The organism is Caulobacter sp. DWR1-3-2b1, from assembly GCF_049895765.1.
Taxonomy (GTDB): domain Bacteria; phylum Pseudomonadota; class Alphaproteobacteria; order Caulobacterales; family Caulobacteraceae; genus Caulobacter.
In genome coordinates, this window is the sequence record NZ_JAFCSZ010000015.1 from 56,773 (window position 1) to 69,490 (window position 12,718).

General features: G+C 65.2%; 16 protein-coding genes and 1 pseudogene. 11 read left to right on the forward strand and 6 right to left on the reverse strand.

All coding sequences use genetic code 11. The features are described from left to right. Nucleotides 1-46: 46 nt before the first annotated feature. From ACP69S_RS14085 to ACP69S_RS14095, 3 genes are all read left to right on the forward strand, one after another. Entirely contained in the window at nucleotides 47-1,357 is a 1,311-nt protein-coding gene (locus ACP69S_RS14085) for a tyrosine-type recombinase/integrase (protein WP_425998207.1), read from the forward strand. A gap of 328 nt (nucleotides 1,358-1,685) precedes the next feature. Next, a complete protein-coding gene (locus ACP69S_RS14090) occupies nucleotides 1,686-2,147 on the forward strand; it encodes a helix-turn-helix domain-containing protein (protein WP_012284432.1) in 462 nt (153 codons plus the stop codon). A 3-nt stretch (nucleotides 2,148-2,150) separates the two neighbouring features. Continuing rightward, nucleotides 2,151-2,741: a PIN domain-containing protein gene (locus ACP69S_RS14095; protein WP_425998209.1), complete on the forward strand. Its 591-nt coding sequence runs from the start codon at nucleotides 2,151-2,153 to the stop codon at nucleotides 2,739-2,741. 109 nt (nucleotides 2,742-2,850) lie between these two features. Here the strand turns inward: ACP69S_RS14095 and ACP69S_RS14100 are convergent, their stop codons facing one another. Then, nucleotides 2,851-3,609: a hypothetical protein gene (locus ACP69S_RS14100; RefSeq protein WP_425998211.1), complete on the reverse strand. Its 759-nt coding sequence runs from the start codon at nucleotides 3,607-3,609 to the stop codon at nucleotides 2,851-2,853. Next, nucleotides 3,606-4,283: a hypothetical protein gene (locus tag ACP69S_RS14105; RefSeq protein WP_425998212.1), complete on the reverse strand. Its 678-nt coding sequence runs from the start codon at nucleotides 4,281-4,283 to the stop codon at nucleotides 3,606-3,608. The genes ACP69S_RS14100 and ACP69S_RS14105 overlap by 4 nt, the downstream gene beginning before the upstream one ends. 276 nt (nucleotides 4,284-4,559) lie before the next feature. Here ACP69S_RS14105 and ACP69S_RS14110 point away from each other — a divergent pair, with 276 nt between their 5' ends. Together ACP69S_RS14110 and ACP69S_RS14115 are read left to right on the forward strand one after the other, a co-directional pair. Then, complete coding sequence (locus tag ACP69S_RS14110) at nucleotides 4,560-4,961, forward strand: hypothetical protein (RefSeq protein WP_425998214.1); 402 nt, start codon at nucleotides 4,560-4,562, stop codon at nucleotides 4,959-4,961. A gap of 34 nt (nucleotides 4,962-4,995) precedes the next feature. Next, the gene (locus ACP69S_RS14115; protein WP_425998216.1) at nucleotides 4,996-5,352 is read left to right on the forward strand and encodes a hypothetical protein; all 357 of its coding nucleotides are present in this window, start codon (nucleotides 4,996-4,998) and stop codon (nucleotides 5,350-5,352) included. 89 nt (nucleotides 5,353-5,441) lie between these two features. On the opposite strand, the gene ACP69S_RS14120 is transcribed toward ACP69S_RS14115, so the two are convergent. Then, nucleotides 5,442-5,642: a helix-turn-helix transcriptional regulator gene (locus ACP69S_RS14120; protein WP_425998217.1), complete on the reverse strand. Its 201-nt coding sequence runs from the start codon at nucleotides 5,640-5,642 to the stop codon at nucleotides 5,442-5,444. 644 nt (nucleotides 5,643-6,286) lie between these two features. Between ACP69S_RS14120 and ACP69S_RS14125 the strand changes: the two genes are divergently transcribed. The 4 genes from ACP69S_RS14125 to ACP69S_RS14140 are packed head-to-tail and all read left to right on the forward strand — an operon-like array spanning nucleotide 6,287 to nucleotide 7,977. After that, nucleotides 6,287-6,685: a hypothetical protein gene (locus ACP69S_RS14125; protein ID WP_425998219.1), complete on the forward strand. Its 399-nt coding sequence runs from the start codon at nucleotides 6,287-6,289 to the stop codon at nucleotides 6,683-6,685. Beyond that, nucleotides 6,682-7,143: a hypothetical protein gene (locus tag ACP69S_RS14130; protein WP_425998221.1), complete on the forward strand. Its 462-nt coding sequence runs from the start codon at nucleotides 6,682-6,684 to the stop codon at nucleotides 7,141-7,143. The genes ACP69S_RS14125 and ACP69S_RS14130 overlap by 4 nt, the downstream gene beginning before the upstream one ends. Further along, entirely contained in the window at nucleotides 7,143-7,484 is a 342-nt protein-coding gene (locus ACP69S_RS14135) for a sigma factor-like helix-turn-helix DNA-binding protein (protein ID WP_425998252.1), read from the forward strand. The genes ACP69S_RS14130 and ACP69S_RS14135 overlap by 1 nt, the downstream gene beginning before the upstream one ends. After that, nucleotides 7,477-7,977, forward strand: a complete 501-nt coding sequence (locus ACP69S_RS14140) for a hypothetical protein (RefSeq protein ID WP_425998222.1) — start codon at nucleotides 7,477-7,479, stop codon at nucleotides 7,975-7,977. The genes ACP69S_RS14135 and ACP69S_RS14140 overlap by 8 nt, the downstream gene beginning before the upstream one ends. A gap of 331 nt (nucleotides 7,978-8,308) precedes the next feature. On the opposite strand, the gene ACP69S_RS14145 is transcribed toward ACP69S_RS14140, so the two are convergent. Continuing rightward, the gene (locus ACP69S_RS14145) at nucleotides 8,309-8,518 is read right to left on the reverse strand and encodes a DUF7662 domain-containing protein (RefSeq protein WP_425998223.1); all 210 of its coding nucleotides are present in this window, start codon (nucleotides 8,516-8,518) and stop codon (nucleotides 8,309-8,311) included. Between the two features lie 144 nt (nucleotides 8,519-8,662). Here ACP69S_RS14145 and ACP69S_RS14150 point away from each other — a divergent pair. Further along, nucleotides 8,663-9,101 (forward strand): annotated as a pseudogene (locus ACP69S_RS14150) (helix-turn-helix domain-containing protein). Here the strand turns inward: ACP69S_RS14150 and traD are convergent. Both traD and ACP69S_RS14160 read right to left on the reverse strand, forming a co-directional pair. Beyond that, nucleotides 9,098-9,475, reverse strand: coding sequence for a conjugal transfer protein TraD (gene traD, locus ACP69S_RS14155; protein WP_425998225.1), 378 nt, complete (start codon nucleotides 9,473-9,475; stop codon nucleotides 9,098-9,100). The pseudogene ACP69S_RS14150 and the gene traD sit on opposite strands and share 4 nt — an antisense overlap. Beyond that, nucleotides 9,414-9,680, reverse strand: coding sequence for a conjugal transfer protein TraD (locus ACP69S_RS14160; RefSeq protein WP_425998227.1), 267 nt, complete (start codon nucleotides 9,678-9,680; stop codon nucleotides 9,414-9,416). Before ACP69S_RS14160 ends, traD begins: the two co-directional genes overlap by 62 nt. A 171-nt stretch (nucleotides 9,681-9,851) precedes the next feature. Here ACP69S_RS14160 and traA point away from each other — a divergent pair, with 171 nt between their 5' ends. Then, nucleotides 9,852-12,710: a Ti-type conjugative transfer relaxase TraA gene (gene traA / locus ACP69S_RS14165; protein ID WP_425998229.1), complete on the forward strand. Its 2,859-nt coding sequence runs from the start codon at nucleotides 9,852-9,854 to the stop codon at nucleotides 12,708-12,710. Nucleotides 12,711-12,718: the final 8 nt, after the last annotated feature.

Here is a 12,718-nt window from a genome sequence, read left to right on the forward strand (position 1 = left end):
TCCAACACGCTCCGAGTCTCATTTGTGGGACGAAGTGTGGGACAAAATGGCCCGACTTTGGGAACGCCTGACGGCGCTGCAGGTCAAAAGGACGACACGGCCGGGAATGCACCCGGACGGTGGCGGCCTCTACCTGATGGTCCAGAAGGGCGGCGGTAAGTCCTGGGTCTATCGCTACATGCTCCAGGGCCGCGCCCGCGAGATGGGGCTAGGTCCGGCCCATACGATCAGCTTGTCGGAAGCGCGCGCGATGGCGCGCGACGCCCGCCGTCTGAAGTTCGACGGCATCGACCCGATTGAGCAACGTCAACTGGCTCGCACACGCTCCACGTTGGAAGCCGCCAAGGGCTTCACGTTCAAGCAGGCGGCGTCCGCCTATATCCGCGCGAACAAGGCCGGTTGGCGCAACGAGAAGCACGCCCAGCAATGGGAGAGCACCCTGACGACCTACGCCGATCCGATCTTCGGAAGTCGCGGCGTCTCGGACATCGACACCGGGCTGGTGCTGGCCGTCCTGGAGCCGATCTGGTCCACCAAGCCCGAAACTGCCAGCCGCGTGCGAGGGCGCGTTGAGGCGGTGCTCGATTGGGCGACCGCCAGAGGGCTGCGCGAAGGCGAGAACCCGGCGCGCTGGAAGGGGCACCTTGAGAAGCTGCTGCCGGCGAAGTCGCGCGTCCACAAGGTCGAGCATCACGCCGCCCTGCCCTACGCCGAGTTGAGCGCATTCATGGCCGCGCTGAAGGACCAACCCGGCGCCGGGGCGCGGGCTCTTGAGTTCACGATCCTCACGGCCGCCCGCACCGGAGAGGTCATCGGCGCCGAATGGAACGAGATTGATCTCGCCGGCCGCGTCTGGATTGTCCCGGCCGACCGAATGAAGGGACGCAAGGAACACCGCGTTCCACTCACGGCGCCCTTGATAGAGATCCTTGAAGGGCGGAAGGCCGACTACGCCGCCGTGATCCGGCGCGTTCTCGAATCCAAAAGGCAGCCCATTCCAGACGATATACCGCCCGTTGGCCCCCTCTTCTGGGGCACGCTGTTTGGCAAGAAGCTGAGCAACATGGCGATGCTGGCGGTGCTGAAGCGAATGAAGCGCGAAGACCTCACCGCCCATGGCTTTCGCAGCACCTTCCGCGATTGGGCGGCCGAGACCACCGAGTATCGAAGCGAGATTGTCGAGATGGCGCTCGCTCACACGATCGGGAACAAGGTCGAGGCCGCTTACCGACGCGGCGATCTATTCGAAAAGCGCAAACTGCTGATGGACGACTGGGCCGCCGCCGCTGGCCGCGCGCACCGGGCGGCGAAGCCTGCCCCAGGCGCACAAGGCATGCCTCAAACCCACTCCGCCTGATCAGCTCCGGCTGTTGGTCACACGCTTACTAAAGGCGTATCCGGCATCCGCGAACCACAAGCGATCTAGTGAAAGGTGGGGTTATCGCTACGCGCCTTGTGAAAGGCCATGCGCCGCATCGCTTTTCATAATGGCAATGACACGCTGGGCACCCATACCTGTGCGGCGATCCACTCGAAAAGCGCCTACCGTTGGTGGACCGCGCCGCAGGCGGCTCGCAGGGCCTACCTCATAGATCAGGACGGATCTCGACCGGCGTTCGTTCGTTTCGTTTATTGCGTTTAATTCGATTAAGGCGTATAACCCGTCCTCAACCGGGAGCACCAAAATGACTATGCCTGCATTCGCCAAGGAGCTTGGCGATAGGCTTCCGTCTGCCGATGAGCGCGCCGCCGCCAACCAACTTCGCAAGATCCTGGCGGCGCAAGCGACCGGCGAAGCCGAATCCACGCTACGTCTTCTCCAAGAAGATAAGACGACCTCTGAGGTCGTGCTCACTCCGGCGCTTTCGCGCCTGCTGATGGAGGTGCTTCGTCACGTCGGGCGTGGCGATGCGGTGACGCTCGTGCCCGTCAGCCAGATGCTGACGACGCAACAGGCGGCTGACATCTTGAATGTGTCGCGCCCTTACCTTGTCGGCCTCCTAGACAAGGGCGAGATCGCCCATTCCCTCGTTGGACGGCATCGCCGGATCAAGGCTGAGCATCTCTTCGACTACAAGCAAGGGCGCGACGGAAAACGAGCCGCCGCGCTTTCGGAGCTGGCTGCCCTGGATGCGGAGCTTCTGTAGTCCGTGTTCGCCAACCGCTTCACCGCACTTGTCGACGCATGCTGTTTGGCAGGCACGCTAAAGCGGAATCTGCTTCTGACACTTGCCGAAGCGGACTTCTTTCGGCTGCGCTGGTCGCAGGCCATTCTCGACGAAACGGAAAGAGCGATCGAACGCATTCTCGTCGGCCGAGGCGTGGCGGACGCGGCGGAGCGCGCGCGCCGCGCTCGCGACGCGATGGAGACGGCATTCGAGGAAGCCGACGTCGGTGACTACCAGAGCATGCTTTGCGCCTGCGATACCCTGCCCGACCCCGGCGACGCCCATGTTCTTGCCGCCGCGCTGAAGACGCGCGCGGCGATCATCGTCACCGATAACCTGAAAGACTTTCCGGCCGACATTCTGGGGCCATTGAATCTTGAGGCGCGCTCAGCCGACGATTTTATCGCCGATACGATCGCGCTTGATCCCGGTCGTGCTGTGGCCGCAGTGCGTACGATGCGCGAGCGCTTCAAGCGACCGGAGAAGACCGCCGAGGTCTTGCTCCTGGACATGGAAGCCGAGGGGCTGACCGAAACCGTCGATGTCCTTCGACCCCACGCTGCCTCGCTCTAGCTGCGATGGCCAAGCCGTTCCGCGCTGCCGGAACAAAGGGCTGCAGCATACTGGACGTCCACCGCGAGGTTTTTAGTGCTGTCCGGTATCGATCCAAGCAGCGACGCGCTTAGCCAAGCCATTTCCTGGCGATGCGCTCGAACCGGTTGCCCGCGCCCGTCGGCGTCAACCCCGTCATCGGGGTTATGTTGACCTTGTCGAGCATGTTCCTTGTCGGCTTCGACAGGCCGGTCGGCGTGGCCAGCGCGAAACGCCCCGGCCAGCGCCCGTGGAACGGCGGCCCCGCGCGATAGTAGATGCCCTTCAAATCCACGGCCACGCCCAGCAGGGCTCGGGCAATGTTCTTGGACAGCGAGCTTGGCGGCGCATAGTCCTTCAATTCCATCCCCAGTTCGGGCTTCTCGAAGAAGGCCCCGCCGCCGCTTGCGCGAAGCGCCTTAGCCTTGGCCGCGTCGATCAGGGCCACGTCCAGCTCGTGGGTTTCGCCGCTGCGCCCCCGGTGCAGGAGACTGTTATGCAGCTCCATGGGCGTCGGGGCGTGGATGCGCAGAAAGCCCGCCGCGTCGGCGTTGAAGGTGGTTCCCGACATCGGCCTAGGGCCATCGCCGATCCGCAAGGTTGCGGTCTTCCCGCCGATGTTGTCACAGACCTCGACGCGGACTGGATGGCTCGGATGGGTCCGGAAGGCCGTGGCGATCTCCAGCATAACCCAGGCCTCATAGGCCTTGCCGCTGACCAGACCCAGGGTGACCGTGGTCGCTCCCAGCGAGGCGGCCGCAGCGTTTGCGCGCTTCAAAAGCGCTTGGGTGGCGATGTCCTTGGCGAGGATCTTGGCCGCTTTCTGAGCGGCGGTCTGGGGCCCCTTCACGAGACCTCCTCCTCGTCGAGCAAGGCCCGCGCCTCGGCGATCACCGCACCCATCTCCTGGCTGAAGCGGCCCATCGCCTCGCCGCCCGGCGAGCGCAGCAGATCAAGCTCGGCACCGCCAACCTCTGGACCCACGACGAGAATGCTGTCGACGCCAAGCTCTCGGGCCCGGCTCGCCAAGGCAGCGTCAATCGCCATGTCGAGGCGCGCGCGCCCCTCGATGACCCGCTGGAGGCGATCCAGTTGCTGGCGGGCGGCCGTCAGGCGTTCTGCCTCGCCCGACTCTCCGTCACGCGCCGATCGAAAAGCAGACGTCGCCTCCTGCTCTTCGCGCAGATCCTCGAGGCCGCCGCCCCCCGCCTCGTCCTGGCCGACCAGCCGGTCGTCCCAAACTGGATCGGCGAAGGCTCGTAGCGCGCTTGTCCCCAGCTCGGCGGCGGGGCCCTGCAGCAGCGCGCCGACCATGCTCGCCACGAGAGGATGTAGAACCAGCACGCGCGTCCCTAACCTTATGAGGAGCCCGTCCTCGAGCCCCGATTTCGATCGACCACCGCTGGACGCCACCTCAGTGCAGCGACCAAGGCTCCATGAGCCCCCGAAGGTGGACGGGGCCACATAGACCACCAGCACTGCGGCCGGCGGCGTTGACCCGAACAGCCAGCCGGCGATGGTCATGACCACGACGCTCGGCACGCTGGCAGCCACGAAACAACCGGCCAAACAAGGCCTCAGTCAATAGGCCTTTCGGGCTTTCGCGCTCGTCGGGTGCACTTTTGCCCCGCGAGCCCTCACGCGCTCTCGCCCTCGCACCACCGACCCCAGTGCTAAGGTGAAGTTCAGAGACTCCTAATTTGAGGGGATAGCACTCGTTTTTCTTGCAATCTAGCCCAAGCGATGCTTCTTAATCTGCTCCCTATCCGGAAGTATAGACATCATAAAGTAGGGCAATCCATGAAACCCAGTCCAGAAGACGTGGCGGTCATGCTCGTGGCGATGGTGCGGCGGGTCGGCGGGAGGCGCGGGGCCGGATCGCGCTGGCGCTTCTCCGAAAAGACCTTGAGGAGGGTGAGTGGGCGCATGCTTCTTCGGGAGGCGTTTATCGAGGCCATGCAGGAGGAGGCGGCCACTATCGGCTACACGATCATACCGCTGCCGATCGGCGGCTATGGCATGATCGAAACGACGGCGGTCGGGAGCTGGCCGCTGATCGCCGGCCGCGAGCGACTGCAAGAAGAAGTCGCGGCGCTGGAGGCCAACGACGAGGCTCGGTTCCGGGCCCTCATCAACGCCGCCCGCGCCGAATATCTGACACCCGCAACCGACGCCGAGAGCGACGGTGACGCTGATGAATAGTGAAGCGTGCCCTCATCAACAAAGGAGACCCACTATGCCCGTGCGACTCCGGCTCGCCCCCGCAGCGGCCAAACCCAAGAAGAAGATCAAAAAGCTCAGACCGATCATCATGGTCTACTACGTCGAATATAATCGTTGCCTCGGCGACGCCATCGGCCGCTTCATACGCCATCTCGAACGATGCGGGCTCGTCGTGATCAAGCTGCCGCATAAGACCTTGTTGCGGATCGAGCGTCGGGTCGGCGAGGTTACCTTCGCCCAATTGAAGCGCGCCGTGACCTCTGGCCTCAATCCGCGACTGGGCTCGGCGTTCCTATCCAGCGCCACCACAGGCAACGCCTGGGTGATGTCCAACCGCAGCAATCGCCGGGGCATCTTCGTTCCTGTCTAACCTTGAACGCCTCCCGCCCCCACGCGGGAGACGCCATCGGCTGCCCACACCAGCACCGCCTAGAGGTGCCCTTCTACCAAGGGGTAAAGCTAGCTGGCGTCGTGTCGATATCCAGCTGGGTCAGAGATCCAACGATTGATCGCGGACTCCCGCCATCCCGCACCGTGAGCGCTTATTGGGATCTGCTTAGGGAAAGAGCCCTCGCTGATCTTCCGGTAGAGAGTCGATCGACTAAGGCCCGTGCGCACAAGCACGGTCTTGAGGCGGACTATCCGGTCGAGGTCGGCCATCGTTGCAAGCTCCACAGACTGGGATCTCAAGGCATTCGATGAGCCAGAATTGGATTGGCTGCCGCTAGTGGCAAGGCCTAGCAAGACCAGATCGTACTATGGGAAACAAAGACAGGCTCCCGGCGTCAAAAGAGTAGGCTGGCGCGCCTGGCAGCGGCGGCAGCGTGCCTTGATGGGCTTGGCTGCGGTCAGTTGCGGCGCGCGCTACTTCTTCAGGCGGACGCCTGGCCCGCCGATGTCGTCAGCCGATAGAAACATGACGCCGGCGTTCTCCAACGACTGTCGAACCGCATCGACATTTGCGGCAGAGCTTCGGCCAGGTCCAACCGAACTCTCCATACGCACTATGGTCGGTAACGAGACGCCTGAGACCGCTACAAGTTGCGGCTGGCTCCAGCCCAAAAGAGCGCGAGCGGCCTTGATCTGCTCAGCCGTAATCATTGGGCGATAATTTTATTATCGTACATAATCATTTTATAATGGACCCCTCGCCAGTGACGGGTGATAATAAAATCGTCACTCATGATTATAGAGCAGAGGCCATGGAGTCACGTCGAAAGGCGGGGCGCGCGCCTGCGCGCGCGGATGAACCGTCCAGGCGAGCAATGATGGTTGGCAGCGCCGTCACCTGTGGGGTTGCGGCTATGCCCGCGCCCCAGGTCGTAGCGGACCCGTCTGTCGCTATCTGCCTCCGCTGGCTCGCTATCGACGCCGAACAGCGGCAGCTCCAACTTGAGTGGGGCACGCTCGAAGGCTGGCTGATGACCAAACGCAACTGGTATCAGCTATCATCCGGCCAGCAGGCCGAGATCCCCGAAGGCGCCAGGCTTTCCGAGATCGACGTAAGGCTCGATGTGCTGGAAGTCGAAGGGCACGCCCTCCTCAAGGCCATGCGGCCGAAGCCCGCAAAGAGCATTGAGGCGGTCGTCGCCAACCTTGCGGTGGCGGCCCGCCTGATCTTCGTGGAAGACCATCCCGAAGCCCACGGCCTGATCACCCGCGCGGTCCGCGACCTCGCCGCCTTCTCCTCCGGTGGCAAGTGACACGCCGGGTTGCCCGGCGACGCGACGGCGCCGGCAAATCGCTGGCGGCGACGTTCCGCCGTAGCGCGGCCGGCTTCCACGAAGCGGCCGAGGCGGCGCTGCCCCGACATCCTGAGGCCACCCGCTACTTCCTGGCCATCGCGATCGAACTGGCGCTGAAGGCGCACCTCCTGCACCGGGGGATCAGCGACGACCGGAACCGTGTCGATCTCCGGCACGATCTCACCAAAGCGCAGAGGTTCGCGCGGCGCGCGGGGTTCAAGGGCGCCCCAGCAGCCCTTCCTGAATTGGCCGCGCTTCTTGGCCCGTACTACCAAGTCCATGCCATTTCACAGATGCCGCCGAAGGCCATCGCGTCGGTCCGCTGGTCGCGGGCCTGCACGACGGTTCGGGGTCTGATCGACGCCGTTGTCGAGGCCGCCGGGCGCGAAGCTTCAGATCATGAAGGCGCCGCGTGATGGCGCGCCTCAGCAGGCCTTGGCCGCTTGTGGTCAGCCAGTGGTGGCGCTGGCGACATCCCGATCTTTGGCGCGGCCGTGTCTTCGATCCGCACAACGCCCAGCAAGTCATATCCTACGCCGTGCTCCGCCTTCGGCGGAAGACACGGGACGTCTTCCTGCTCAACCGCATTGAGGCGTTCGACTACGCGCTGATCGCTCGCCATCTGGGGCTCTCCATTGACGACGTTCAGGCGCGCCTGGCCGACGCACTCTGCGAGCTTTCCCGCACGGTCGATCTGATCGAGCGCGCCCGCCCTAAGCCCATCAACCCTTCCAAAGCGGAGCATCCCGATGTCTGACGACAAGGAGCCCTTCGCCGTTTCCCGGCGCGTCGTCATTGGCGCGGCCAGCGCCGCGCCAGTGGTCGCCGGCGCCGGCGCTGGCGTTGCGGCTTCATCGAACGAGGCCATGACACGTTGCGCCGAGTGGCTGGCGCTCGACGCGGAGATCGACCGTCTTGGTCTGCGCTGGTCGGACCTGGAGACCATCCTCGTGCGTCAGAAGCGATGGGAGCGGATGACGCCAGAGGAGCGTGGGGAATTGTTGCCCTCCGAAGAGATGGACGCCATCGACGAGCAGTTGAAGCCGCTGTTCGACCAACGCGAGGCATGGCTCGAAGCGCTGCCCAAGGTTCGCGCGCGCGACATGCACGGCGTCGCCGCCAAGCTGGAGGTGGCGCTACAGGTCATGGTCCATCAGCAGGGCGACGGGTATGACCTCTTCAAGGCGACGATGGAGGAGTTGCGCACCGCGCGCTGTCCGCACTGCGGGTCACCGGTGTGCAAGAGCTGACCGCTCAGCTCTCAACGGTTCCCGCCTTGCCCATCCCAATCGGCGGGAGCCAGGACCGGAACGGTCGGTGCTCGCCCTGGAGCGCTTGGGGAGCCTTTGCCGGGCGGGATGGTGCGGGTCAAGGGCGGCTTCGCCGTCGCTCCGCGAGACGCCCGAAGGGCGTCCCCTTGACGCGCGCCAGCCCGTCCGGCCCTTGTTCCACCAAGCGATCCAGGGCGTCTTGTCTCCGAGCGAAGATCGGCGGCGGCTTCAAGCACGGTGACCGGTCGGACCGGCCCAGCCTGGCGGCCGCCTCAGCGGGTCCGCTTGAAGCGCACGCGATCCTTACCGGTCAGCAAAAGGCGTCATAGCCGGCGTCACGCCAGGCCTTGCGCTGCACGTGGGTTGTCTTTGGGTCGGTGACGTTCGACCACCACTGAGGCAGAGCCGCGCTCTTGGGGAGCGTGGCGCCGAGGATGCGCTCGATCTCCGCGAAGGTCAGTTCGAGTTCGTCTTGACGCTGGCGACGCAGGTGACCCGACAGGGGATCGTATTTGGACATTACTCAGCATGGCCGATTGATCCGAATGCGTCGAATCCAGGGGCGCTAGCGTAACTGGAGAACGACCTTGAAACGCTGCCGCGCAAGGTCTTCTTGCGCCGCCAAGAACCTTTCCGGTTGGCGCCTCGCCGGCCAACCGATGCGATGGAGACTTTCGTGACCGATACGCCTGAAACCCGCACGCCCAATGTCGTTGACCTCCACGTCGGCGGTCGTGTGCGCATGCGCCGCAAGATGCTGGGTATCAGCCAGGAGCATTTGGCCGACGCGCTGGGGCTGACCTTCCAGCAAGTCCAGAAATACGAGCGCGGCGCCAATCGCGTCAGCGCCAGCAAGCTCTATGAGATCGCCAAAACGCTTCCCGGTGTCATACTTCTTCGATGGGCTCGCCGACCCTGTCACCGATGAGAGCGACGATGTCGGCGAGGCCGCCAATCGGGTCATCACGGACTTTCTGAATACGCCCGAGGGCCTGGAGCTGGCCGCGATCTTCCCGAAGATTGGCAAGGGTCGTGTTCGCCGCCAGATCCTCGACCTGATTCGCGCGATGGCGGACGACCAGGGTCAGCAAAAGTCGTCTTAGGGATTGGCGCGGCTTGGCGGTCGGACAGGCGGGTTGTCGTTCTCGAACGCCCGCTTCCCGCCGCGCCGCCAGAGGGCGAGCGTGTGTTCGCGGTCTTCGCCTTGAGCCATCATCGCCAGGGTCAGGAACGCGCCATAGAGCGCGGCTCGATCGTCACCGGTCAGCTCGACGAGTCCGGCTTTTTGCACCAAGCCGCCCAATTCGATCAGGTGGTGAGTTCGCTCGCGTCGCTGCATCACCCAGGCCCGCGTGTCGGTCCTGGCTCGCCCCGCCTCAAGCCGGTGTTGCGCCGCCGTGGTTCGCCGGGTCGCGTCATTGGTCGCCGCCAGCAGCGCGCGCAGGGTCTGCCTTCCCGCTGCGAAAGAACCCCGCACCGCGTTTGCGCCACTCCGTCTTCCTAGCTGCGTCCTTCGTCTCGACCAGGCCAAGCAGTCCGCCGGCCAAGGTCTCGACATCCAGTGCGTCGGCCCCGGTGGCGATCACCAACTCGCCAAGTTGTTTGATCTTCCGCTCCCTCAACGTCCTGGCCTTGTCCTCTAGCGTCTTCAGTTCGGCATCGAAGTCCCTGAGTTTGCGCATTGCAGTCTCCATGATTGCGGAATGCGCTCAGGATAAAACATCCGGTCTCGAAAGGCTGTAAAGTCGGCGGAACACACTGGGACAGCCCGGTCCCTCCCGAGATTCTAATCTTGGAGGGCGCGCTTATACGTCGTGCCGACGTGCGCTCAGGATAGTAAGTGGTCTGTCGCCATGGCGATCTACCACTTCTCCGTCAAAGTCATCAGCCGCGCCACCGGGGCCAGCGCCGTGGCCTCGGCCGCCTATCGCTCGGCCTCGCGGCTCCACGACGAGCGGCTGGATCGCGATCATGACTTCACCAACAAGAGCGGCGTCGTCCATTCGGAGGTCCTGCTGCCGGACGGCGCGCCCGAGCATCTGGCCGACCGCGCGGCGCTGTGGAACACGGTCGAGGCTGGCGAGAAGCGCAAGGACGCCCAACTCTCCCGCGAGGTCGAGTTCGCCATACCGCGCGAGATGGACCAGGCCCAAGGGATCGAACTGGCCCGCGACTTCGTCCAGCGCGAGATGGTCGATCGCGGCATGGTCGCCGATCTCAATGTGCATTGGGATATCGGCCCCGATGGCTTGGCCAAGCCGCACGCCCACGTCATGCTGTCGATGCGCGAGGTCGGCGAAGACGGGTTCGGCGCCAAGGTCCGCGACTGGAACCGCACCGAGTTGGTCGAGCATTGGCGGGAGGCCTGGGCCGACCACGTCAACGAGCGCCTGGCCCAGCTCGACATCGACGCGCGGATCGATCATCGCAGCCTGGAAGACCAGGGCATCGACCTTGAGCCGCAGAACAAGATCGGGCCGGCCGCTGGACGTCGGGCCGATGAAGGCCTGGAGGCCGAGCGGCTCGACGAGCACCACGAGATCGCGCGAGCCAATGGCGAGCGGATTATCGCCGATCCCCGCATCGCGCTGGACGCCATCACCAAGCAGCAGGCGACCTTCACGCGCCGGGATCTGGCGATGTTCATTCACCGCCATTCAGACGGCAAGGAACAGTTCGACCGCGCCATGAGCGCGGTGCAGGCCTCGCCCGATCTCGTTGCCTTGGGCCAGGACGGACGCGGCCAGGACCGGTTCACCAGCCGCGAGATGATCGCGGTCGAGGATCGCCTGCATCGGGCCTCCGCCGTGATGGCCGAGCGCCGCGCGCATCGGGTCAGTGAGTTGGATCAGCGCCGCGCCCTGACGGGGGCTGAGCAACGCGGTCTTGTCCTCTCCGGTGAGCAAAAGGCGGCGTTCGAGCATGTCACCGCGACCCGCGATCTGGGCGTGGTGGTTGGCTACGCCGGCACCGGCAAGTCGGCGCTGCTGGGCGTGGCGCGCGAGGCTTGGGAGGACGCCGGCTATCGCGTCCAGGGTCTGGCGCTGTCGGGCATCGCCGCCGAGAACCTGGAGGGCGGATCGGGCATCGCCTCGCGTACCATCGCCAGTCTGGAGCACCAGTGGTCGCAGGGCCGCGAACTGCTGGACGCGCGGGACGTGCTGGTGATCGACGAGGCCGGGATGATCGGCTCGCGGCAGATGGAGCGGCTGTTGTCGGCCGCCGAGAAGGCCGGGGCCAAGGTGGTGTTGGTCGGCGATCCCGAGCAACTCCAGGCCATCGAGGCCGGCGCGGCGTTTCGGTCGATCGCCGAGCGCCATAACCACGTCGAGATCACTCAGGTTCGCCGGCAGCATGAAGACTGGCATCGCGACGCTACCCGGCAGTTGGCCACGGGCCGCACGGGCGAAGCGCTTGCGTCCTATGAGGCGCGGGGCATGGTCCATGTGGCCGAGACCCGCGACCAGGCGCGCGAGGATCTGGTCGCGCGTTGGGACCGCGACCGGATCGCCGAGCCGGGTAAGAGCCGGATCATCCTGACCCACACCAATGACGAGGTGCGCGATCTCAATCTGACGGCGCGAGATCGGCTACGTCAGGCCGGTGCCTTGGGCGAGGACGTGACGGTCAAGGCCGAGCGCGGCGAGCGCGCGTTCGCGGCCGGTGATCGGATGATGTTCCTGAAGAACGATCGTGGGCTGGGCGTGAAGAACGGCATGCTCGGCGAGATCGAGCAGGTCTCGCCCACCCAGATGACCGTGCGTCTCGACGCGGGGCGCTCGGTCGCCTTCGATTTGAAGGATTACGCCCAGGTCGATCACGGCTATGCGGCCACCATCCATAAGAGCCAGGGCGTCACTGTCGATCGCACTCATGTGCTGGCGACGCCGGGGATGGACCGCCACGGCGCCTATGTCGCCCTGTCGCGGCATCGTGACAGCGTTCAGCTCCACTACGGCCGGGACGAGTTCGAGGATCTGGGCAAGCTCACGCGCGTGCTGTCGCGCGAGCGGGCCAAGGACATGGCCAGCGACTTCGCCGAACGGCGCGACATTCATGTGCCGGCGTCGATGCGGCCCAAGGAGCCGCCGCAGCGCGAGCGCGGGATGTTCGCCGGGTTCAAGCCGGCCAGCCCGGCGCGTCAGCCAACGGCGCCGGCGCGCGATGACGACCAGGTTGTTCAGCGCCGGGCGATCGAGCGCCATGCGCGCGCCGCGGCCGACGTCATGCGCATGAACGACCGCGGCTTGCCGGTGCTCGCGCATCAACGGCAGGCGCTGGAGCAGGCGCGCGAGGCGATGGGGAAGATCGGCCCGCACGCCGCCAAGGACCTGGAGCGGGCCTATGTCCGCGATCCGGCCTTGGCTGGCGAGACGGCTTCAGGCCGCGCGCAGCAGGCGATCCGCGTCCTTCAGCTTGAGGCCGAGGTTCGCGCCGATCCACGGCTGCGCGCCGACCGCTTCGTTGAGCGCTGGCAGGGCCTGGAGCGCCAGCGCTCAGCGCTTCATCGCGCGGGCGACATGACCGGCGCCGGCCAGGTCAGCGACCGCATGGGCGCGATGGCCAAGAGCCTGGAGCGCGACCCACAGGTGGACTCGCTGCTGCGCGCCCGGCGGCGCGAACTTGGGCTTCCGGCCGAGATGGGCCGCAGCGTGGGACAGGGCCTCTCCGACTACCTCGGCATCGGTCGTGGTCGAGGACTTGGCTTGTAGGAGGATGG